Origin of the sequence: Vibrio sp. 10N.222.49.C12, from assembly GCF_041475025.1 — a bacterium.
Lineage (GTDB): Bacteria > Pseudomonadota > Gammaproteobacteria > Enterobacterales > Vibrionaceae > Vibrio > Vibrio crassostreae_C.
The window spans coordinates 47200-69323 of record NZ_JBFRVF010000026.1 but is presented as its reverse complement, the minus strand read 5'-3'; the positions used below and the strand labels follow the sequence as shown (position 1 = coordinate 69323).

Below are 22124 nucleotides of genomic sequence, written 5' to 3'. Positions count from 1 at the left end.
CAAAAAAGCGCGAGAGACGGATGTCATTCTCGCGCTTTTTAGGACCGTATAACTTGAAGTTTACGGTTAGATCTTAGCAGTAAACGTACGGCTAATTACATCTTGTTGCTGCTCACGTGTTAGCGAGTTGAATCGTACTGCGTAACCCGATACTCGGATGGTTAACTGTGGGTATTTTTCTGGATGTTCGACGGCATCCAACAACATGTCACGGTTAAGCACGTTCACGTTAAGATGTTGCCCACCCTCAATACGAATCGATCCTGCACTTTCCTCGTGGTGGAAGTAACCATCCATTAGTGCTGCTAGGTTCACTTTTTGGCTTAGGTCATCTTTACCTAGTGCATTTGGTACGATTGAGAAGGTGTAAGAGATACCATCTTTAGCGAACTCGAATGGCAGTTTGGCAACTGAAGAAAGTGAAGCCACCGCCCCTTTCTCATCACGACCGTGCATTGGGTTTGCGCCCGGGCCAAATGGCATACCAGCGCGGCGACCATCAGGCGTGTTACCGGTTTTTTTACCATATACAACGTTTGAAGTAATCGTAAGGATAGATTGAGTTGGAACCGCTTCACGGTAGGTGTTCCTTTTCTGAATTTTCTTCATAAAACGTTCAACCAAATCACAAGCAATATCATCGACACGTGAATCGTTGTTGCCGAATTTCGGATATTCGCCTTCAATCTCAAAGTCGACAGCGATGCCATCCTCGTTACGTACTGGTGTTACCTTCGCGTATTTGATAGCCGCTAAAGAGTCAGCAACAACCGACAGCCCTGCAATACCACAAGCCATTGTGCGATGAACATCGCGATCCATTAATGCCATTAACGATGCTTCATAGCTGTAACGGTCATGCGAGTAATGGATCACGTTCAGCGCAGTGACGTATTGCGTTGCAAGCCAATCCATCATGTCATCAAAGCGAGGCATTAAGCGGTCAAAATCGAGAACTTCATCTTCGATACGAGCAACTTGAGGACCAACCTGCATGTTAGATTTTTCATCAACACCACCGTTAATGGTGTAAAGCAACGCTTTAGCAAGGTTTGCACGAGCACCAAAGAACTGCATATGTTGGCCAACCACCTGTGGGCTCACACAACACGCAATCGCGTAATCGTCATTATCAAAATCCGCACGCATTAGATCATCGTTCTCATACTGAAGTGATGAGGTTTCGATAGACACTTTAGCCGCGTATTGTTTAAACGCGATAGGCAGTTGTTCAGACCATAGAACCGTCATGTTCGGCTCTGGTGCTGGGCCCATCGTGTGCAATGTGTGCAAGTAGCGGAAAGTCGTTTTGCTAACAAGAGTACGACCATCAACGCCCATACCAGCCATTGCTTCTGTTGCCCAAATTGGGTCGCCAGAGAACAATGAATCATATTCAGGAGTGCGAAGGAAACGAACCATACGAAGCTTCATGATGAAATGGTCAATCAACTCTTGCGCTTGTTTTTCATCAATCAGACCAAGTTTAAGGTCACGTTCGATGTAAACATCTAGGAAGGTTGATGTGCGGCCTAGCGACATCGCAGCACCATTTTGAGACTTAACCGCAGCTAAGTAACCAAAATAGGTAAATTGGATTGCTTCTTGCGCAGTACGAGCAGGAGAAGACATATCAATGCCGTACTTCAAACCCATTTCTCGCATTTCATCAAGGGCACGAATTTGATCAGTAAGCTCTTCACGTAAACGCAATGTCTTATCTAAATCACCACCCGTTTCAAGCATCTTCTGAGTCGATTTGAACTGCTCATTTTTGTCTGATTTTAGGAAGTCGATACCGTACAAAGCAAGACGACGGTAGTCGCCGATAATGCGTCCACGACCATAAGCATCTGGCAAACCAGTAATAATACCAGAACGGCGACATGCTTTAATTTCATCGGTATAAAGATCGAACGCTACTTGGTTATGCGTTTTGCGGTATTCAGTGAAGATCTTTTCGATTTGTGGCTCTAATTCACGACCGTACACTTCGCACGACGTTTTCACCATTCGAATACCGCCATTAGCGATGATGCCGCGTTTTAGTGGTTTATCGGTTTGTAGACCCACGATTTTTTCGAGGTTTTTTGCAATGTAACCTGCATCGTGTGAGGTGATAGTGGAAACGATATCAGTATCAAAATCGACAGGGGCGTGAGTGCGGCTTTCTTCTTTAATACCTTCTAGCACCGATTCCCATAGCTGTGTCGTCGAATCCGACACGTCCGCAAGAAAAGATTCATCACCTTCATAAGGAGTGTAGTTTCGCTGAATAAAATCACGTGCATTAACGGATGTTTGCCAGTCGCCAGCTTGAAATCCCGCCCAAGCTTCCATCATATCGGTTGTCGGAATAGTCATAATTACCTACTAAGTTATTGATAAACAGACAATATCTATGATTATTTATAATCATTGGTTTCTGCTGGCTATACTAAACCGACCAATCTATGAGTAAAGTGAGCTGTTTTCATAAAATACATGCACAAAATGCATTTATTAGAATTACTATTTTATATTCAATATCTTAAGTTGGAGGTTAACAACTCTAGATTCCAATTAGTTTGTTGTTTCAGAAGTAGGAATAGACTCTTAGTGACTCACCGACGTTGAAAACAGGTTGATGATCACCACGCCAGACAGAATCAAAGCGATTCCAATGATCGCGTAGATGTCTAGCTTTTGCCCGTAGACCAACCAAGACAACGCCGCGACCAACACTATCCCTGCGCCACACCAAATCGCATACGCCACACCCAAAGACATGGTTTGAACCGTGAGAGACAACAGATAAAAAGCAAAGCCATAACCGACGAGTACTGCGGCGGTCGCAGGAAGGGAAGTAAATTGCTGCGTTTTAGGCAATAAAGAAGTCGCGACAACTTCAAGCACGATGGCAAGTGACAGCATCACTGGAGGCGGAAGAGATAAAAGCATGTATGAGTCCACAACATTAAATACGGCGCTCAGAATATTGTAGTTTTATTTCCAATTCATGTGATTTTCAGTAAGCAATTATTATGACGTACCTTAAAAATTCTTAAGTGTGACTTTCGGTTAACACGAGGAACCTAAATGCTCTATTATTACAAATACGTAATAATCATTTTCTATTTAAGGGGATTATCAAAACATGCACTCACACCTATACTAGCTCCAACAAAACGAGAGAGCGGAAACAATTAAGCTCAACTACACTTAACGGGTTGAATTTAATTGCACAGTTATCCGCTGTACTGACATATATAGGAAACATCCAATGACAATCGAAATTAAACCTGGTCAAACGCATATCAAATCAAAAGCAATGGTTGCATGGGCAGCTGGCGAGCCACTAAAAATGGAAGAAGTTGATGTACAACTTCCTAAAGCTGGTGAGGTTCTAGTTCGCATCGTTGCTACTGGTGTTTGTCACACTGACGCATTCACATTATCAGGTGACGATCCAGAAGGTATCTTCCCTTCTATTCTCGGTCACGAAGGTGGCGGTATCGTTGAGATGATCGGCGAAGGCGTGACAAGTGTCGAAGTTGGCGACCACGTTATCCCACTTTACACAGCTGAATGTGGCGAATGTAAGTTCTGTAAATCTGGTAAAACTAACCTATGCCAAGCGGTTCGTGAAACGCAAGGTAAAGGCCTAATGCCAGACGGTACAAGCCGCTTCTCTATCAATGGTGAGACAATCTTCCACTACATGGGTTGTTCTACTTTCTCTGAGTACACAGTACTTCCAGAAATCTCACTAGCGAAAGTAAGCAAAGAAGCACCGCTTGAAGAAGTTTGTCTTCTAGGTTGTGGTGTAACTACAGGTATGGGCGCTGTACTGAACACAGCTAAAGTTGAAAAAGGCGACAACGTTGCTGTATTCGGCCTAGGTGGTATCGGTCTTTCTGCAATCATTGGTGCTCGCATGGCTGGTGCTGACCGCATCATCGGTGTTGATATCAACGAGAGCAAATTCGAGCTAGCTAAACAGCTTGGCGCGACAGACTGCATCAACCCAACTAAATTCGACAAGCCAATCCAAGACGTTATCGTAGAGATGACAGACGGTGGTGTTGAGTACTCTTTCGAGTGTATCGGTAACGTAAACGTGATGCGTCAAGCACTTGAGTGCTGCCACAAAGGTTGGGGCGAATCAGTCATCATTGGTGTTGCGGGTGCAGGTCAAGAGATCTCAACTCGTCCATTCCAACTAGTGACTGGTCGCGTATGGCGTGGTTCTGCTTTCGGTGGTGTTAAAGGCCGCTCTGAGCTTCCAGAAATCGTTAACCGCTACATGGCAGGTGAGTTTGGTCTTCAAGAGTTCATTACTCACACTATGGGTCTGCAAGACGTTAACGAAGCATTCGACCTAATGCACAAAGGTGAATCTATCCGTACTGTTCTACACATGGATAAATAATACCAATCGTAGTAAATAACTGGTCATTCTAGCTTGTTAAAACACTCGATAACGGCGTTAGAAATTTTGATTGTAGAATAACTACTTATCGAAAATTTCTGCCTTGTTCTCAAGCCTTTTTCCTGCGCTATTTATGACCATCTACTTACTGTGATTGGTATAACACCTCTTGGTCTCGATACTTAGGTGTCGAGGCCACAGCTACAAATGAATAGCAACAAACTGTCTTCACCACCTCCTGCCCGGTGGGTGGTGAAACTTTATGTAATATAGACAAATTTACTCCCAAACCATCAACCTAACGGAGCACAATAGATGACAATCGAAAACATTAGCCAAGCAAAGGTTGCTGGTGGTTGGCACAAACAATACACCCACTTTTCTGCAACGCTTGACTGCAACATGCGTTTTGCGATTTTCTTGCCACCTAACGCAAGCAAAGAAAACCCAGTTCCTGTTTTGTATTGGTTGTCAGGCTTAACCTGTACCGATGAAAACTTCATGCAAAAAGCCGGCGCTTTCAAAGCCGCGGCTGAGCAAGGCATCGCGATTGTTGCACCAGACACTAGCCCACGTGGCGAAGGTGTTGCCGACGATGAAAATTACGATCTCGGCCAAGGTGCAGGCTTCTATGTGAATGCCACTCAAGCGCCATGGGACAGCCATTACCACATGTACGATTACGTGGTAACAGAGCTCCCTGCATTAATTGAGTCGTTCTTCCCTGTTACATCCGTAAAATCGATTTCTGGTCACAGCATGGGCGGACATGGTGCCCTAACGATTGGCATTAAAAACGAAGATAGCTACCGTTCTATCTCTGCATTCAGCCCAATCACCAACCCAATGCAATGCCCTTGGGGACAAAAAGCCTTCAACCAATACCTAGGCTTGGATATTGAAGAGTGGAAACACTACGATGCCTCTGAGCTTCTAAAAACCAAAGGCACTAAACTGCCAATGTTGGTCGACCAAGGTGAAGCCGATAACTTCCTGATTGAACAGCTTAAACCTGAGCAATTAGTCGAAGCCGCTAAGGTAACCAATGCCGATTTAGATCTACGTATGCAGCCTGGTTACGACCACAGCTACTACTTCATCTCTAGCTTTATTGATGAACACATTGAGTTCCACGCTGCTTACTTAAACAAGTAGCCAGATGAATTTAGCCCGCACTTTGTAAACGCAAGGTGCGGGCTTTTTTATGCCTACTGATTTTATAACGGTTGCTTTTATAACTGCTTAATACGCTGCTTTAACGCTTCTAAATCTATATCATTGCCAACAATTCGTAATCGAACATACTCTTCAGTCATCGCGTCGCACGTAATAGCAAAATCGACACCCGAACATGTCTTAATACCGATACTCTCAAATAGCTTTGAAAGGTGAGTTCCTCTCTTTTTCAACAACATAATGGGCGTCGATATTGACGTGCCAACCACCTCAATATTGTTCTCAGACAACAAGCCGATCATTTGCTGCTTAAAGTATTCAGTTTTGCTGCGGTTCATTTCTAAGAAGTGTATTGCATTGGGTAAGGTCGCCGATGCGATTTTTATTGAGGGGTAAGTCGGCGTAAACACACTCACCGCAGCTTCGATTGCAGAAGTCAGGTTTTCACTGCTGGCTAAGTAACCGAGTCGAATCCCAGCGAGCCCTAAACCTTTAGAAAAGGTTCGTAAAACTATTAAGTTGTCCAAGACTAAGGTCTGATCGAGCATAGACTGCTCAGGGGTCAGGTATTCACCATATGCCTCGTCGACAATCAAAATAGCGCCAGAACGCTCACATACTCTCGCTATCTCGACCAGATAAGCTCTGTCGTAGATTCGACCCGTTGGGTTGTTGGGATTATCGATATACACCAAGGCAGGATTTTGACTGCTTATTTTTGATGCCAACACACCGAACAGATCCGACTCGTTTTGATAATCAAACATGTTGATGGACTGGTACTTCCCGCCCACCAAAGTGAACTCTGATACTGCTTCAACAAACTGAGGGCCAATGCCTATCATGGTGCGATTGTTGTGATCGATAAGTTTATTGAAGATAAGTTCTAGCGCCCCAAGAGAGCCCGTGGTGTACGTAATACGACAATCTTCAATCCCAATAAACTGGCGAGTCAGATAAGTCAGCTCCGAAAGCTCCCTGTGGCAATAGTACTTATCAATACCGTAGATAATATCTTTGATCACATGTTCAGGAATTTCTGGTGCGCCAAATGGATTGGAGCCAAGTGAACAATCGATACGAAATGAGTGATCGACATAAGAATGGTATTCGCCACTTAACCGTGGATTTAAATGCATAAGAAAACGCTCAAAAAATATTCATGCGCTATTCTTATCGTACTGAATTTTATCTATATAGGTCATTTCGCGACAGTTCTTCGCCTTGTTTCGAGAGACTGGTTAAAAACCAAGATTGGTTCAAATAACGAATTCTCTTAAGCCATAATCAAGAGTTAAGCACTCGTGTTTACATTTCGAGTTAACCGAACCGCTTTCTTTGCGCTAGATTAAGCTGAGATAAGATAGGGTAATAACAGAGCTTGCATCTTTACTCTCCCTAGTTACCATAGCCCCATTAACATCCCCCATATTTTGAAGGTTGCTATGAAAGCAATTAAGACTCTTTTCTTCCTGATGGTTTTATTGAGCGGTCTGTTTACCGCTTGGCTGTTTATTCCAATTCCAGCGACCATGGACAAGCAAACGCTCGACGTTCCATTAACGGAACCATTCAAGCTTGTTGCGTATCGCAGCAACCCGAATGATGCGAGCAAGCCGCTGACTTACCACTACTATGTGATTTCAGATGTGGTTGGTGTAGACGACATGGACCCATTCCTGATTACCACGGACCAGTTCGTGAAGCTTGGCGAATTCGACGAGAACACATTCAACCTTACGGTTAACGGCAAGATTGATAGCTACACCAACGATTTGTGGATCAAGAAATCTGATGGCAAGCTTCAACACTGGTACGTGAGTATTAACGCGAACTATATTCGTTAAAATCGAACTGCAATAAACCTCATTTTAAAACTGCGCTTTGGCTTCCAAGCGCAGTTTTTGTTTCTAGCAACACCCTCCACTTATCCCGACCCGTTCGACATAAACTGCATTGCCTACTTTTGATTCACTGCTGCCCTTGCTCTCAATGTGTTATAAGCTCTTTAGATACGATAAGCTCAGACCATGCTCGACGCCCAATAAATCAAAATAATAAAGGATCACCCGTGGAATTTACGCTCGACAAATTTAACGGCATCATCATTGACCCAGCAACAGCCCCTCACGATGTTGACTCATTCAATGCCGAACTCAGCGAGATCACCGAATTTTCAAAGCAGAATAACAAAGGCATCATTTGGATTAGCTTACCTATTTCACTCTCGCACCTCATTCCGGTAGCGACCGAACTTGGCTTTGTGTTCCACAACTGTCTAGAAGACGAGATTACGCTGATCCACAAATCCGAGATTGTAGAGTTTGTGCCTTTCATTCCGACCCACACACCTTGGGTGCTGGCGCGTTAATCACTAACGAACACAACCAAGTGCTGATGATTAAAGAACACGGCATGACGGGCTACAAATTACCGGGCGGTCATATTGAGTTGGGTGAAGGCATTGAAGAATCCGTGGTTCGAGAAACCTTAGAAGAGACTGGCATCGAAGCCACGTTCGTTTCAGTGGTTGGCATGGCGACGAGACACCCGTATCAATTCGGAAAGTCTAACCTCTACTTTGTTTGTCACCTTATCGCTCAAACTCGGGAGATTGCGATTCAAGACACCGATGAAATTGCAGAAGCTAAATGGATTGATGTTGAAGAGTACATTAACAACCCCGACAGCTACCCGTTCAACCGCCAGTTAGTCGGCTCTTTGATAAGCAAACAAGGATTAGAACTCACTCAGTTAGAAGGCAACTATGGCCCAGTCCACAAGCCCGAGATCTTCTTTTCGCAAAACTAGAGCGATTCAAATATAAAAACGCCAAGCTCATAAGAACTTGGCGTTTTGCTTTTCATTTTACTTGTATTGTTTAAGCCATCTCGTTGCTAGTGACTTCCTAATAGACTGTTCTAGAACCTATCTATTTTAGAAAAATCCTAGTGGGTTAGTATCGTAGCTGATCAACAGGTTCTTAGTATTTTGGTAGTGATCGAGCATCATCTTATGTGTCTCACGGCCGATACCCGACTTCTTGTAACCACCAAACGCACACGCTCCATTTCAGCATCGTGTGATTTGCACCATGGCGAGCAACAAATCGAACACGCTTGGCAGCAAGCCAACAAGGTAATCGATAAAGGGATCAGTTTGTTGATCTTAGGAGAAACAGGAGTTGGCAAAGGCGAGTTTGTTAAAGCGCTGCACAAGCAAAGCCAGCGTAAGTCTTCGCCCTTGGTAGCGTTAAATTGTGGCGCGCTGCCTAAAGACCTTATCGAATCTGAACTGTTTGGTTACGCGCCGGGCGCCTTTACGGGAGCAAGCCACAAGGGCTTCCAAGGTAAGATCCGTCAAGCAGATAAAGGGATTCTATTTCTAGATGAGATCGCCGACATGCCTTTAGAAGCTCAGTGCCGACTACTGCATGTTCTGCAAGACAAATCCGTGGTGCCAGTTGGTTCCAATCAAAGCTATCAAGTCGATTGTCAGATCATCGCTGCAACTCACAAAAACCTCGAGCAGTTAGTCGCAACAGGTGAGTTTAGGCAAGACCTGTATTACAGACTCAATGGCTTAGCCTTCACCTTGCCAAGCCTACAACACCGACAAGACAAGCACGCTTTAATCGAGCACATTCATCGTAAATACGCCGAAGACGAACAGACAATCTGCCCGCACTTGATGAGCTTACTGTGCGCCTATTCTTGGCCGGGTAATATCCGCGAATTAGACAACTTACTTAAGGTTGCTGCTCTATTAGCAAGTGATGAACCCCAACTCACACTCGAGCATGTGCCCAGCCACCTTGCTCAACATCTCACGTCATTAGCACACGATAATCAGCATCAACTCACGCCTCCTAATACCACCAAAGGTACAGCTAATAACGATTTAAGAAGTACCGTTGAAGAAACCTTGCTGCAAACCTATCAAGCCAACCAAGGCAACATAAGTAAGACTTCGAGAATACTCGGTATCAGCCGCAATACCATTTATCGAAAATTGAAAAGCTTGGGAATCCTCCAATAGGAAGATGAACCTAAGCTACTCAGAACCCAGCTCCACAAGTTGATTGAGCACCTCTTTATCCAATACTGGGTGGTGCTTGCTCGCTAAGATCAACACAATATCGACCGAAGGCAACGGCGGCATATCATCAAGAATTTTCAAGTCTGAAGTCACGCTGAGCTTACCCATTGCACCAATGGCTAATCCGGCTTTAACGATCGCTCGCTGCGCCGAAGCGGTATTGCTACACGCCAATAACTGATAAGGCGTACCTTGCTTAGTTAAACCATTCACTGCTGCAGCGTGATATTTACAGTCCGTTTGAAACAAGGCTAATGGAACAGGCTTGGAGCTATCAAACGCATAGTCAGAGCTGCTTATCCAAACACCCACATCATGTGTAAGCCAATAACCCTCTTCGCTGTCGGGCGCTCGAGTGACAATCGCCGCATCTAAACGGCCATCATCCAACCACTCTCTGAGCGTAATGCTCGGCAGGCTGAATATTTGGATTGAGCACGTAGGCTCTGCTTGCTGTAACAGGCGAATGACTTTCGGCAGAATGGTGTCGTTGTAGTCTTCAGGGCAGCCGAGTCTCAGAGGTTGTTTGTCTTCGTAACGCTTTACTTGCTTGAGGGCTGTATTGTGGAGCGCGACCAACTGTTCGGCATGAGAACGCAGCGCTAAGCCTGCTTCAGTGAGTATTAAGTTACGCCCTTCTTTTTGGAAAAGAGTGACGTTGAGTTCTTCTTCCAACTTACGCATCTGAGCACTGAATGCCGATTGGGTGCGATTTATCTGTTTCGCTGCACGTGTGAAACTACTGGTTTCCACAAACGCGAGAAAACCTCGCAAAGCATCAATATCCATATTGAAATCACCACCCATCGTTTTTATTAATGTATTGCATCAAAATTATCCGTTAGTGCGCCGCAATACAATCCCCTAAGCTCAAATGCATACCCACTAAACGCAAGGAAGCAACGATGCAGCTTTATATTGGAAACCAGAACTACTCAACTTGGTCACTGCGTGCATGGCTGATATTCGATAACTACAACCTCAATGCAGAAGTCATCAAGCTCAAGCTATTCACCTCTGATTTTTACGACACTCTGGCGAAAGTGACGCCAACGGCTAAGGTTCCAACCTTAGTTGACGGCGACGTTGCGGTGTGGGATTCATTGGCAATTCTCGAATACGTTAACGACGCCCACTTGAATGGCGCAGCGTGGCCCAGTTCAGTGAAAGAACGCGCCCATGCCCGAGCAATTTCCGCCGAGATGCACTCCGGGTTCTTTGCCGTCAGAAATGAGTTACCAATGAACTGCCGAGCCAAAAGAAAGCTCACGTTGAGTGATGGCGCACTGAAAGACATCGCTCGTATCGATGCAATTTGGTCAGCGCAAATGGAGCAATACCCAGAGGGATGGTTGTACGGTGAATGGTCGATTGCCGATGCGATGTTTGCACCCGTTGCATTACGTGTAGAAACCTATGGCATCAAACTTTCAGAGAAGGCATCACAGTATCAACAACGCGTGCTTAACAGTCCATCGATACAAAAATGGCTGGCAGAGGCAAGCTTAGAAACCGATGTGGTTGAAGAAGATGAGGCGGGCAAGCCAGTATAAAATACAAGACACCCTTCCAAAGCTCACTAGTCTGTGAGCTTTTATCTAAACCTTATTAATTTGGTCGATTGTGATCGCCTAATCACAATGTGCAGATGTGATTGTTTATATTCAAAGAAATTCAAATAGTTAAGATAAACATCATGTTACGAGCAACGATCGCATTACTCAGTATTACTAGCTTCGCCGTATCTGCCAACGCCCATCTTCCTTCTGGAGAAGAGTGGCTCAACCATGCGACTGAAGGGCTTGCACCTTATTGGTTAATGCCTAGCGCTCAAGGAGAACCGGTAGGAAACTTCCCTACTTTCCGCTGTGATGACGGTACCTTGCTCGATGTTTCTGATGTGTGCCATGAACTAAACAAAGGCTGGATCACGCCACACTTTGGCAAAGAGTTTACGCGGATGAAGTCACGTCAAACTTATGCCTATGGCGTGCTCTACCACCTTAGTGGCGATAAGCAGGCTTTAGCGCTTGCCAAGCAAGGAGCCTACTACATCATTGATCAGCTAGAAGATAAGCAAAACGGCGGCTTTATCGGCTACACAAAAGAGGGAAAAGTAGGCCAGAATTGGCAGCAGCGTACTTCTCAAGATCAAGCGTATGCATTAGTTGGCCTTGCCATGTACTACTACCTGACCCAAGACAAAAAGGTAGAAGAAGCACTCATCGCCCAACAAGCTTTTATCTTTGATAAATATCGACTTAGCGACAACAGCGGTCTTGCTTGGGTACTCGCCGACGGTGAAGATGGCAGTGCAAAACGACGTGAACTGGTTGCGCAACTTGATCAAATAAACGGCTACCTGTTGTTAGTCGCTCCTCTGCTCAAAGAGCCCATCAAATCAAAATGGCTTGATGACTTAAACTGGCTCACGCAAGCCATGATTGACCAATACCATTCTGAAGATGAACAACGCTTCTACGGTGCAATTCACGATAAAGCAGCGATGATGCCGAATGCTAATCACAATGATTTTGGACACACCATCAAAGCGTATTGGATGACTTACCTTACAGGCCAAACATTGAATAACTCTGAATGGTCGGAGTTTGGTTTAGACGGTATGAAACACACTCTGGATCAGGCGCAATATCAGAAAGACTTTGCCAATGTATCTAACTACTTTGGTGAGCGACTTCAGAAAATGTGGCAAGGGCAAGATATCACGGGCTGGCAAAGCAGACCGCACAGTGAGTGGGCTTCATCATGGGAGTGGGCGGAGCTTGATCAAGCAGCCATGACGGTTTCGCTTGTCGATGGTTCAATGAAAGACGTCCTGCAATACACCCTACCGACCTTTCATGATGTATGGGTCGACCATAAATACGGTGGTGTCGGGCTTGACCCAAAACGCACCAAAGCTTTCCATTGGGGCAACGGTTATCACCAGTTTGAACATGCGCTGATTGGCTATTTGTTCGCTCAGCAAGTTGACGCGAAGCCAGCAATATTGCATTACGCAAGGCCGACCAACAGCGAGATGCCAATGGAACCGTATTACTATCAAGGCGATGTGGTGGAGCTATTGAATAAAGATGACGGAACGCAGAAGGTCAGTTTCAATAACATTCGACCTTAGCGTTGGTTGTTTGTTCTAAATGGACTTGAGATTCAGGGCTACGGGGAATGGACAAGGTCAAAGAGTTAGCACAATAGTGATGTCGCAGACCAAACAAAAGCCGCTGTTGATGATCAGCGGCTTTCTTGATGGAGATAAGCGGAGGTTAGTTGTCCAACCCTTTAATTGGGTTCATCGAGTGATAAACGGTGTTCACGTCACCAGTCATCGACAATGAACTCAAGTCATCAATGAAGAAACGGCTGGTCATTGTGTGCTTACCGCCATTGATAAAGATTTCGATCACTGACTTATCAACATAAACCTCGATGATTTGCTTGGTGCTCAACCTCGGTGCTTTTCTCACTGAGCCAAACTCTTCCGCGTAGAGCTGAGACATCTTACTGCGATCAAGCATGAACTCCTTTTCTGTAGCACTGAATACGATGTTATCACCCGCAACGTTAGTAAGTGTAAACTCAAACTCGTCAGTATCCGTTTCGAGCTCAACCATGAAGCTGGTTGTATCCAATTCAAGAGCATTTTCAACCACCACAGCTTCACCCTGTAGCGCTTTCAATTCAGGTAAAGCAGACTGAACAAGATAGCCATCTTGGATTTGAAGTTCGCGTGGTAACGACAACATGCCCGCCCACTGATACTCATTAGATGGTGTATCAATCTCAGGCAGACCAATCCAAGCAATCAGAATACGGCGGCCTGTATCATCTAAATAAGTCTGTGGTGCATAGAAATCGAAGCCATAATCTGGCTGCGCAATATCTTGGTGGTTTTCCAGTTCTACCGAATCGAGATTTAGGCGGTCACCGACGATATAAGCCACCGAGTAGATATTTTTGAAATCGTATGGATTTTCGCTAGACACACCTTGTGGAGAAAACAGCATCACCGACTGATTCTCTATTTCAAAGAAATCTGGGCATTCCCACATATAGCCAAGGTTGTTGTAACGAGTTTGAATTGGACCTTTGTGCTGCCAATTCATCAGGTCTCGGCTGCAATATAGCGCCATAGAGCCAGTATTTTGAGGCGTTTGAGCACCCACAACCATCAGATAATCGCCGCCCTGTTTCCACACTTTTGGGTCGCGGAAATGTTCGGTGTAGTGATCGTTTTCGATAACCACGCCGTGCTTTTCTATTTTGCCGTCAGCAGTCATCTTGGCAAAACATTGAGTTGGCACTCGCAACCAATTTCCGTCGCGCTTGTTACCTGTAAAAAACAACAATGCATTGTCGTTTTCAACCAATGCACCACCAGAGTAAACACCGTGAGAGTCGTAATCTTGGTCTGGGTGCAAGCCAATGCCGTGGTCTTCGAAATGAACGAAGTCTTTGGTAGAAAGGTGGTACCAGTACTTCATACCATGGACGGGGCCAACTGGCGTCCATTGGTAAAATAGGTGGTGTTCACCATTAAAGAAACACAGACCATTCGGATCATTAAGCAGACCAAACTTAGGCGCAATATGGTAGCTTGGATAGCCAGAGTCTTGTTTGCGAAGCTCTACCATTGCATCAATACTCTCTAGAGAAATATCTTCTATACGGCGATATCTTTGCTCTACTGTCCAGTTCGAGTTCAAACTCATACACTCTCCTCTACGGCATTCATATTTGAAGAGTCTTTTTGAATAAACTGAGTAAGAGCTTCTTGCGTTGGAAGTGCGGTCATTGCGCCTTTTTGCGTGGTCGCCAGTGCACCACACCCATTCGCCCACTGAATTGCAGAATCGACGACTTGTTGATTGTTCCACTCATCATCTTGAGAAAGCTTTGCAAGCAAACCGCCAACAAAAGCATCGCCTGCACCCGTGGTATCCACTGGCGTCACTGAGCGACCTGAAATCAACACACCTTGGTTTTCAAATACTCGCCAAACGCCTTTCGCGCCCTGCGTAACCAGAACAAGCGTGTTGTTAAGATCTGCAATGTTAGCCAAACCTTGTTCCATCGAAGTTGAATCGGTTAAGAAATCCAGTTCTTCTTCTGAGAATTTAACCACATCAGCCAATTCAACCGCTTTCATGACCACAGACTTAATTTCAGATGGGTTTTGCCACACTTCATCACGAAGGTTTGGATCGAAGCTGATGTAACCGCCCGCGGCTTTCATACGTCGGATCGCTTCGAAGGTACTGCTTCGGCTTGGTTCATTAGCCAAAGAGATCGAGCAGACGTGTAGCCACTCGTTTTTCTTAAATTCGGGAATGTCTTCAACAGACATAAACTGGTCGGCACTTGGCTTAACCATAAACGTAAAGCTACGCTCGCCTTGGTCATCAAGATCGACCACCACGGTTGACGTGCGTTGTTCAGGGTCCTTCACCAAACGCTCGGTATTCACACCTTCCTTTTGCAGAGTCACTTCCATAAAAGTGCCAAACGGATCGTTACCCACTCGGCCAAAAAATGCGCTTTTGCCTAAAAGGCGAGAAATCGCTACCGCGACATTAGCAGGCGCACCGCCCGGACATTTCAATAATGTCGCGTCAGTCTCCGGAATGAGGTCGACGGCGGCGTCTCCAGTTACCCAAACTTGATTCATCTTTCTTACCTTAAAACTGAAAATCATGACAACCGAAAGCGATGGCAATCGAAAGCAGTAGCAACCAAAAGCAAGGTGACACTTCACGCTGTCATGTAAAAATATAAAAAGGCTAGCTAAGCCAAATCACCTAGCTAGCACCCCAAAGCTTAGGAAATGAAGTGAAAAGGGGGGCTTCACTTCTAGGGAGAAACGTTAAGCTGTTGCTTTAATGTTTTGCTTGCTACGCTCGCGCAGACCTAAAACAACGGTCAGAGCAAAGGCAGTCACGAACGCGATAATCATACCTACCACGTAGTAGCCAATCTTTTCTGGTGATATTGAGATGATGCCAGGAATACCCGCCGCACCCAGTGCTTGTGCTTTCACATTGAACATCGTGATAAACGCGCTTGAAATCGCAGCGGCACAAACCGCAGCAATGAATGGATAGCGAAGCTTCAAGTTCACACCGAACATTGCAGGTTCAGTAATACCAAGCAAGCCAGTCACACCAGAAGGAATCGCGATACCTTTCATTTTCTTATCTTTACTCATGAAACCAACCGCCAGTGCCGCTGCACCTTGTGACACGTTAGACATCGCCGCGATAGGGAAGATGAACGTACCGCCAGTCGTTGCGATATCCGCAAGCAGCTGAGTTTCAATAGCAATAAAGCTATGGTGCATACCAGTAATAACAAACGGCGCATAAATCAAACCAAACACCGCACCGCCAATGAAGCCAGCACTGTTGTATAACCAATTTAGGCCGTCACCAAGCAGGAAGCCGATATCACGAGTAAATGGACCAACAATCGTGAATGTTAACAAACCAGTTATGAAAATCGCCAATAGCGGCGTTAGCAAGTTATCCAGAACCGAAGGAATAACTTTACGCAGCCCAAGCTCAACTTTCGCTAGAATAAACGCAGAAACAAGAACGGGTAGTACTGAACCTTGATAGCCTACTTTCTCGATTTCGAAACCTAAAATGTTCCAAACCGGAATGCTGCCCGACACTGATGCGCCACCGAAGCCCCAGCCGTTAAGCAAGTCTGGGTGAACCATCAACATACCTAAAGCCGCGCCAAGGTATGGGTTACCACCAAACTTCTTACTCGCTGAAAATGCTAATAAAATAGGTAAGTACACAAAAGGAGCATTAGCAAATGTATTGATCATGTTTGCTAAGTCGGTCAAACCCGGATTAGCGTCGATTAAAGATTTGCCATCAATGAATAAGCCTTGAGCCGTCAATAGGTTGTAGATACCCATCAACAAACCACCAGCAACAATCGCCGGAATGATTGGTACAAAAATATCAGACAGGCCTTTCACCGCGCGTTGCAGGATATTTTGGTTGTCAGCACCTGCAGACGCCACATCGTTGGTCGACATTTCCGTCATTTCAGTCAGCTTAGCCAACTCAGCATAAACTTGGTTTACGATGCCTGAGCCAAAGATGATCTGATATTGACCTGCCACTTTAAACTGGCCCTTAACCCCTTCTAGGTTATCAATCGCCTGTTCATCAATTTTATCTTGGTCTGCAACCGCAAGACGCAGACGAGTCGCGCAGTGTGCGAGTGCGGTGATATTACTTTTACCACCTAATAGAGAAAGCAGCTCTTTTGCTATTTTTGGATAATTCATTACATACCCCATTGGATTATCATTTGAGCTTTTGAATTTTCGGGAACGTTTGCAAAACAAATTTTTGCCTAGAAATAACAAATGATCAAAGATAACTGCTCAATAGTGTGAGAATGATCTTCAAATTATCTCCCTAGGATAAGAAGACAGGGTTAAAATCCCCTAATAACAGGTAAATTTGATGCTCTGTTTGCAAACAATCCCAAAACTAAAATTACAATTGGATAATGAATAATGGCTAGTCTTCATGATGTCGCTCGTCTCGCTGGAGTTTCCAAGTCGACGGTTTCAAGAGTAATCAATGATGAGTATGGCGTAAAAGACGCGACCAAGGTGAAGGTGCGTAAAGCAGTTGAAGAGTGTGGCTATCTCCCAAACCAAGTCGCTAAAGACTTAAAGTCCCAAAAAACCAACCTGGTTGGCGTGATTGTTCCTAGGGTTTCTTCCCATGCCACCTCTCAGGGTGTCGATGGTTTAACCGCCGTCTTAGAGCAAGCGGGCAAGCATGTATTATTAGCGAGCACACACCAAACACACCATAAAGAACTTGAATATATTCAGATATTTAACCAGAGGCGTGTTGAAGGTATCATCCTGTACGCGACCCACCTCGACAACCAATTAGTCAAAGCGATTCAAAGCTCTGCCGTACCCGTGGTATTGGTTGGTCAAGACGGGTCAATGTTTAACATCCCAAGCATTGTGCACGACGACACTCGCGTAGGGTTTGAAGCGGGTAATCGCCTCATAGCGAAAGCTTGTAAGCATATGGGATTCATCGGTGTGCAAGGTGATGATATTGCGGTTGATAAGATGAGATCGGAAGGCTTCGCTCAATCGCTTCAATTTAACGACCTCACACTGCAATTTCACGCCCGTGGCGACTTCACCATAGAATCAGGTTACCAACTGGCGAAGCAGTATCTCAAGGAGCACACCAAGCTCGACGGCCTATTCTGCGCCACTGACCGTATCGCAATCGGTGCGATCAGAGCAATTCAAGAAGCGGGCCTCGTTCCAGGAAAGGATGTCTTGGTACTCGGCGTGGGTGATGATGAACTTGCTTCAGTATGCACACCAACGCTGTCTACGTTTAACTATGCGTTTGATAAAGCGGGAGAAAATGGAGCCAAGCTGCTACTCGACCGTATTGAGAAAAAAGGCTTTGAAATGAGCAAGATGGTGTTGACCTTCACCACTATTGACCGAGAGTCTTGCTAGCGATTTATTTCAGAGATCAGGTTATCCCAAGATAAAAAATGCCAACCTTCGAGTTGAAACGATAAGGTTGGCATTTGGTGATGCGACTATCACATCATGAGTAACACTCTCTATCTAAACGATATATCAAGCAATTAGAACCAAGTTTCCATCTGCAGTGCAAACAGAACCTCGCCGCCCTCTCCCATCGTTGCAGCATCTGCTTCAGTGCTAATCGAGTAACCATTCAGGTCTTCACTCCAATCCACATAGCTCACAGCGAAACGCAGTTCAGGCCTATCAAAGAAACCAGTGCTAGTTGAAAGCTTCAGTGTTGGTGCAACTGTCGCTTTGTAGAAACCGCCGCTCGCTTGCTCTGTCGAGTTGTCTAAATCCATGTATTGCAATGAACCTTCGTAAACCATCTCAAAGTTCTCTGTGAACTCTTGAGCTAATCGAACGTTTAAAGAAGCCCATGTGAACTCGTCATTCTTCTTCAAACGGTCTTGGCTATGCTCTGCCATTAATGCAGGTGCTAAGCGCCAGTTGTCGCCAATGCGAGTGACACCGTAGCTAAACAGGCGAACGGCTTTCGCGTCATCCAGTAGATCACCATTTGAACCGATGCCTTTTAGCTCTGCACCTAGGCCACTACCCACTAACATACCCGTTTTAGAGAAGCCTTCGCTCAGACCAAAGAAGTTGTCTCCATGGTACGCAAACATTGCGTGTACACCGCTTTCAGCTGCGCCATTTAGGCGGCTATCGTTGTCTGCTGATGTCATACCGCTCAACATCACTTGCCATTGGCCAATACGGTTATTCATGGTTGCAATGTAGTTTTCTACATCTGTTGACGAGCTATCAATCTCACCAAAATCTCGGCCATAAATAGAGAAATTCGCTTTCCAGTTGTCGCTCATCTGAACGTCATAAACGCCCGCACCAGTACCTGATAAGAAGACAATATCCGAATCGAAAAAGTGAATATCAAAGTTGTCGCGATCGAATCGTTTACCCGCCCAAAACGTTGCTTCAGAAAACGCTTCAGATTCAGAGAACATGCTCAGACGGTTCAGTTCTGAATACACTTGTCGCACATTCAACTGGCTTTCGCTGGCAGTCCACTCGTTATTTGTCTCAGTACTGTCGGCCAACATGATGCGAAACAAAGCACTAGAGCCATCGTCTGCAAATCGCTTATGAATCAAGTTCGCTTCAACGTAATGATCATCTTCAACACCAAGACGTCCAATTGGAGCTCCAATGGCACCCGCCGCTGTCATGTAAGGACCAGTACCTGTCGCGCCGTTTAGGTCGTCGTTGATCAATAACCCAGAGCGAGCATAGCCGTGAAACTCAAACGAAGAAGCCTTTTCATTGGCCTCGGTAGAGACCTGCTCTGTTTGTGCAACCCTTTGTTCTAATTCATTAATACGTTGCTCTAATGCTGCAACGTCTTCACTTGCTAATACCGATGTAGTCATTAGCCCCATTGTTACAGCAACCGCTAAAATGTGTCGTTTCATTCTGATGTTCTCACGTTAATTGTTTTGGATTGTTTGCAAACGTTCCCAAAACAATTCGTAAGCACATTTCGGCTTATACTTTTGATGTATAAGCTCTATATCGAAGAAGAAATAGAAATCAGTCGTGTTGATTACTTCACTTTTGTATCTGAGTGGATGATAGATCGATAATTTCGGGAACGTTACCGAAAATGCATAATTCTGATAACTTTGTCACAAGTGAAATTGATTAATGGGCGAAAAATAGTGTATCACGCACATTAGATATCTCAGAAAAATAGAGAGAAAATCCAGTACGAGAATTAGGAAAGGCGCTAAAAAATGCAACAGGTTGGCTATAAAAATTAAAGCCTGAGAAGCGATTTTTCAGGCTTTAGAAAGGCGTTCATTGATAACAATAGGTCGTTTTTTGAAAAGTGTATGACATTAACTAACGTGACAGTTTATAGAAGAATAAAGCGTTTAAAAGACTACTTTCTCTTACCCTGCTCCACCAACTTTTCATTCCATGCCGTATTGCCGTCACGCTTAGAGACATCGTACTCCGCACAGAACTGAGATATGGTCATATTGTTATCGCCAGTGGCAAGCTTGAGAGCCAACTGAACTTGTTGAAGCTTGCTTTGCAGTCGCAAGATTTGACCAGCATTTGGGCTTTTCTCTTTGGCGTATTTTAAAGCCGCATGCTTACGTTCTGCCGCGCCCGCTCGGCGATCTGCTTCTGATAACAGATACTTGAGTTGAGCAACACTCTTGCCTTTCTTGAAGGCAGGATCAAGCAACTCAACGCATTCATCAAACGATGGATCGATAACGTATGGGTCAACTTTATGAGCTTGTTGGCGCATCCATTCGAGTGCGAGTTTTTCATCTGACATAATTACATCTTTACCAAAGAAACAGCCCTATATGGTATCGCTCAATAGCAAACCGCTGCAATAACAAATTGAGTGACTTTACGCCTTTTTACACTGTGCCGATTGACTAATTTAACAATCACAGCTCCAATAGTTGGCTTTAACGCATCACAAACAGCTCTTCGTGGTAGTGCTTTTCAATATCAAATTGATAGGTGTCTAATTCTTTTTTCAGTGATGTAGAGAACAACTCCGGCCCGCAGAAATACATCTCGTACTCGTTGAGGTCGCCACATTGATTGACAATTCTTCCGGCGTTTAGCCGCGGTGAGTGCAAGGTATCTATCACGGTCAACTTCACACCAACCGCGTGTGCTAGGTGCCACAACTCATCGATTAATTGCTTATCAACACCGCGAGTACAATAAAACAGTTGAATACGAGGATGATCTCGTTCTGTTTTGAGCGCTTCAAGTGTTGCAAAAAACGACGCTATCCCGACACCACCAGCAATCCAAATTTGTGGCTTGCTTAGGTCAAAATAAAGTCGACCATAGGGTCCTTCAACCGTAACCGCATCGCCCGCTTTCACTCGTTCATATAGGCCATTAGTAAAATCACCCAGCTCTTTGATCAAAAAGCGCAGCTCTGGATCATCACTGCCAGAAACAATGGTAAACGGATGCGGGTCTTCATTACCGAAACGCAAGTACGCAAACTGCCCAGCTTTGTGACCTTGCCAAGATGCCTCCGGTTTTAACACCAGCTCCATCACTTCAGCTTGTGGAAAATAGCGAGTCGAGATAATCGTCGCTGAGTGACGATTACGACGCCCAACCAAGCCCAACAAACTGTAAATCGCTGCGATAGACCCAGCCAAAGCAAATGCCACAGTTAGATAATAAATAGGTTCTCCCCAATACGCTCGTTTAAGCAGGATTACTGAGTGGAAAGCGATAAACAGGTACGCAACCGACATCAGACGGTGCGACAATTTAAACGGTTTGTACTTCACTGCCGCCCATAGTGACGCCACCAGTAAAATGAGCAACAAGTAGAAGCCCCACTCGCCAATACTCTGAGCAATACCGCGTAATTCATTGACCCATAACTCCCATCCAGTCAAAACAGCTTGCGGCCCTGAACCATCGTGTCGAACAGGCTTATCTAACACACCTGACACCACCAATGACTTAGGTATTTGGTACCACAACCAGTGTGTCACACCCAGTGCAACACCACCGATACCGAGCCATTTATGGACTCGATATGCTTTATCCATACCTTTCAGCCAATTCTCAACCATAGGCAAACGCATCGCCAAGATCATTGTGATGGACATTAACACCAGAGACAAAATACCTGAGTACTGAATCATGGCTGAGCGCCATTCAAAGACATCGCTTGAAGTGAATAATTGCGGTTCCATCGCAAACCAAAAGGCTGACATTGTGGCAATCATTGCCCAAATGATATTGCGGACTGTTTTCATTTGTTAACACTCATAAAGACGACATCATTACTTTAGCTCC

The 22124-nt window shown here is 45.1% G+C and carries 16 protein-coding genes and 2 pseudogenes; 8 read left to right on the top strand and 10 right to left on the bottom strand.

Annotated features, from left to right (window positions below):
* Positions 1-66 precede the first annotated feature (66 nt).
* Entirely contained in the window at positions 67-2364 is a 2298-nt protein-coding gene (gene pflB / locus AB4583_RS09975; RefSeq protein ID WP_372117199.1) for a formate C-acetyltransferase, read from the bottom strand.
* Positions 2365-2595: 231 nt separating this feature from the next.
* Positions 2596-2940, bottom strand: a complete 345-nt coding sequence (locus AB4583_RS09970) for a multidrug efflux SMR transporter (RefSeq protein WP_017069768.1) — start codon at positions 2938-2940, stop codon at positions 2596-2598.
* A 322-nt stretch (positions 2941-3262) separates the two neighbouring features.
* On the opposite strand from AB4583_RS09970, the gene AB4583_RS09965 reads away from it, so the two are divergent.
* Both AB4583_RS09965 and fghA read left to right on the top strand, forming a co-directional pair.
* Positions 3263-4411 (top strand): S-(hydroxymethyl)glutathione dehydrogenase/class III alcohol dehydrogenase, encoded by a 1149-nt coding sequence (locus AB4583_RS09965; RefSeq protein ID WP_193846139.1) that lies wholly within the window; start codon positions 3263-3265, stop codon positions 4409-4411.
* Positions 4412-4726: 315 nt separating this feature from the next.
* Entirely contained in the window at positions 4727-5566 is an 840-nt protein-coding gene (fghA, locus tag AB4583_RS09960) for an S-formylglutathione hydrolase (RefSeq protein WP_017061633.1), read from the top strand.
* Positions 5567-5643: 77 nt separating this feature from the next.
* On the opposite strand, the gene AB4583_RS09955 is transcribed toward fghA, so the two are convergent.
* The gene (locus AB4583_RS09955; RefSeq protein ID WP_372052098.1) at positions 5644-6726 is read right to left on the bottom strand and encodes a pyridoxal phosphate-dependent aminotransferase; all 1083 of its coding nucleotides are present in this window, start codon (positions 6724-6726) and stop codon (positions 5644-5646) included.
* 306 nt (positions 6727-7032) lie between these two features.
* On the opposite strand from AB4583_RS09955, the gene AB4583_RS09950 reads away from it, so the two are divergent.
* From AB4583_RS09950 to AB4583_RS09940, 3 genes and pseudogenes are all read left to right on the top strand, one after another.
* Positions 7033-7434, top strand: a complete 402-nt coding sequence (locus AB4583_RS09950; RefSeq protein ID WP_017061631.1) for a hypothetical protein — start codon at positions 7033-7035, stop codon at positions 7432-7434.
* 224 nt (positions 7435-7658) lie between these two features.
* A pseudogene (locus AB4583_RS09945) lies at positions 7659-8398 on the top strand (NUDIX domain-containing protein).
* A gap of 237 nt (positions 8399-8635) precedes the next feature.
* Positions 8636-9625: pseudogene (locus AB4583_RS09940) on the top strand (sigma-54-dependent Fis family transcriptional regulator); the annotation flags it as partial.
* 15 nt (positions 9626-9640) lie between these two features.
* Here AB4583_RS09940 and AB4583_RS09935 read toward each other — a convergent pair.
* Positions 9641-10492 (bottom strand): LysR family transcriptional regulator, encoded by an 852-nt coding sequence (locus AB4583_RS09935; protein ID WP_372117196.1) that lies wholly within the window; start codon positions 10490-10492, stop codon positions 9641-9643.
* 98 nt (positions 10493-10590) lie between these two features.
* On the opposite strand from AB4583_RS09935, the gene AB4583_RS09930 reads away from it, so the two are divergent.
* On the top strand, positions 10591-11238 hold the full coding sequence (locus tag AB4583_RS09930; protein WP_372117194.1) for a glutathione S-transferase family protein: 648 nt from the start codon (positions 10591-10593) through the stop codon (positions 11236-11238).
* Positions 11239-11381: 143 nt separating this feature from the next.
* On the top strand, positions 11382-12824 hold the full coding sequence (locus tag AB4583_RS09925; protein WP_372117192.1) for an N-acylglucosamine 2-epimerase: 1443 nt from the start codon (positions 11382-11384) through the stop codon (positions 12822-12824).
* A 145-nt stretch (positions 12825-12969) separates the two neighbouring features.
* On the opposite strand, the gene AB4583_RS09920 is transcribed toward AB4583_RS09925, so the two are convergent.
* The 3 genes from AB4583_RS09920 to AB4583_RS09910 all read right to left on the bottom strand — a co-directional run bounded on the left by AB4583_RS09920 (position 12970) and on the right by AB4583_RS09910 (position 17006).
* Positions 12970-14415: a sucrose-6-phosphate hydrolase gene (locus AB4583_RS09920; RefSeq protein ID WP_102320860.1), complete on the bottom strand. Its 1446-nt coding sequence runs from the start codon at positions 14413-14415 to the stop codon at positions 12970-12972.
* On the bottom strand, positions 14412-15371 hold the full coding sequence (locus tag AB4583_RS09915; RefSeq protein WP_372117190.1) for an aminoimidazole riboside kinase: 960 nt from the start codon (positions 15369-15371) through the stop codon (positions 14412-14414). The genes AB4583_RS09920 and AB4583_RS09915 overlap by 4 nt, the downstream gene beginning before the upstream one ends.
* A gap of 195 nt (positions 15372-15566) precedes the next feature.
* Positions 15567-17006, bottom strand: a complete 1440-nt coding sequence (locus AB4583_RS09910; RefSeq protein ID WP_017064972.1) for a sucrose-specific PTS transporter subunit IIBC — start codon at positions 17004-17006, stop codon at positions 15567-15569.
* 234 nt (positions 17007-17240) lie between these two features.
* Here AB4583_RS09910 and AB4583_RS09905 point away from each other — a divergent pair, with 234 nt between their 5' ends.
* Complete coding sequence (locus tag AB4583_RS09905) at positions 17241-18227, top strand: LacI family DNA-binding transcriptional regulator (RefSeq protein ID WP_137002180.1); 987 nt, start codon at positions 17241-17243, stop codon at positions 18225-18227.
* A gap of 134 nt (positions 18228-18361) precedes the next feature.
* Here the strand turns inward: AB4583_RS09905 and AB4583_RS09900 are convergent, their stop codons facing one another.
* The 3 genes from AB4583_RS09900 to AB4583_RS09890 all read right to left on the bottom strand — a co-directional run bounded on the left by AB4583_RS09900 (position 18362) and on the right by AB4583_RS09890 (position 22084).
* Positions 18362-19735, bottom strand: a complete 1374-nt coding sequence (locus AB4583_RS09900; protein ID WP_102320859.1) for a carbohydrate porin — start codon at positions 19733-19735, stop codon at positions 18362-18364.
* 470 nt (positions 19736-20205) lie between these two features.
* Positions 20206-20613 carry a hypothetical protein gene (locus AB4583_RS09895; RefSeq protein ID WP_017054885.1) on the bottom strand — a complete coding sequence of 136 codons (408 nt, stop codon included), beginning with the start codon at positions 20611-20613 and terminating at the stop codon, positions 20206-20208.
* Between the two features lie 139 nt (positions 20614-20752).
* The gene (locus tag AB4583_RS09890; protein ID WP_372117187.1) at positions 20753-22084 is read right to left on the bottom strand and encodes a ferric reductase-like transmembrane domain-containing protein; all 1332 of its coding nucleotides are present in this window, start codon (positions 22082-22084) and stop codon (positions 20753-20755) included.
* Positions 22085-22124: the final 40 nt, after the last annotated feature.

What these genes read in the sequence shown, in the direction of transcription:
- pflB (WP_372117199.1), bottom strand. Translation starts at nt 2,364, where the DNA reads ATGACTATTCCGACAACCGATATGATGGAAGCTTGGGCGGGATTTCAA.
- AB4583_RS09970 (WP_017069768.1), bottom strand. Translation starts at nt 2,940, where the DNA reads ATGCTTTTATCTCTTCCGCCTCCAGTGATGCTGTCACTTGCCATCGTG.
- AB4583_RS09965 (WP_193846139.1), top strand. Translation starts at nt 3,263, where the DNA reads ATGACAATCGAAATTAAACCTGGTCAAACGCATATCAAATCAAAAGCA.
- fghA (WP_017061633.1), top strand. Translation starts at nt 4,727, where the DNA reads ATGACAATCGAAAACATTAGCCAAGCAAAGGTTGCTGGTGGTTGGCAC.
- AB4583_RS09955 (WP_372052098.1), bottom strand. Translation starts at nt 6,726, where the DNA reads ATGCATTTAAATCCACGGTTAAGTGGCGAATACCATTCTTATGTCGAT.
- AB4583_RS09950 (WP_017061631.1), top strand. Translation starts at nt 7,033, where the DNA reads ATGAAAGCAATTAAGACTCTTTTCTTCCTGATGGTTTTATTGAGCGGT.
- AB4583_RS09935 (WP_372117196.1), bottom strand. Translation starts at nt 10,492, where the DNA reads ATGGGTGGTGATTTCAATATGGATATTGATGCTTTGCGAGGTTTTCTC.
- AB4583_RS09930 (WP_372117194.1), top strand. Translation starts at nt 10,591, where the DNA reads ATGCAGCTTTATATTGGAAACCAGAACTACTCAACTTGGTCACTGCGT.
- AB4583_RS09925 (WP_372117192.1), top strand. Translation starts at nt 11,382, where the DNA reads ATGTTACGAGCAACGATCGCATTACTCAGTATTACTAGCTTCGCCGTA.
- AB4583_RS09920 (WP_102320860.1), bottom strand. Translation starts at nt 14,415, where the DNA reads ATGAGTTTGAACTCGAACTGGACAGTAGAGCAAAGATATCGCCGTATA.
- AB4583_RS09915 (WP_372117190.1), bottom strand. Translation starts at nt 15,371, where the DNA reads ATGAATCAAGTTTGGGTAACTGGAGACGCCGCCGTCGACCTCATTCCG.
- AB4583_RS09910 (WP_017064972.1), bottom strand. Translation starts at nt 17,006, where the DNA reads ATGAATTATCCAAAAATAGCAAAAGAGCTGCTTTCTCTATTAGGTGGT.
- AB4583_RS09905 (WP_137002180.1), top strand. Translation starts at nt 17,241, where the DNA reads ATGGCTAGTCTTCATGATGTCGCTCGTCTCGCTGGAGTTTCCAAGTCG.
- AB4583_RS09900 (WP_102320859.1), bottom strand. Translation starts at nt 19,735, where the DNA reads ATGAAACGACACATTTTAGCGGTTGCTGTAACAATGGGGCTAATGACT.
- AB4583_RS09895 (WP_017054885.1), bottom strand. Translation starts at nt 20,613, where the DNA reads ATGTCAGATGAAAAACTCGCACTCGAATGGATGCGCCAACAAGCTCAT.
- AB4583_RS09890 (WP_372117187.1), bottom strand. Translation starts at nt 22,084, where the DNA reads ATGAAAACAGTCCGCAATATCATTTGGGCAATGATTGCCACAATGTCA.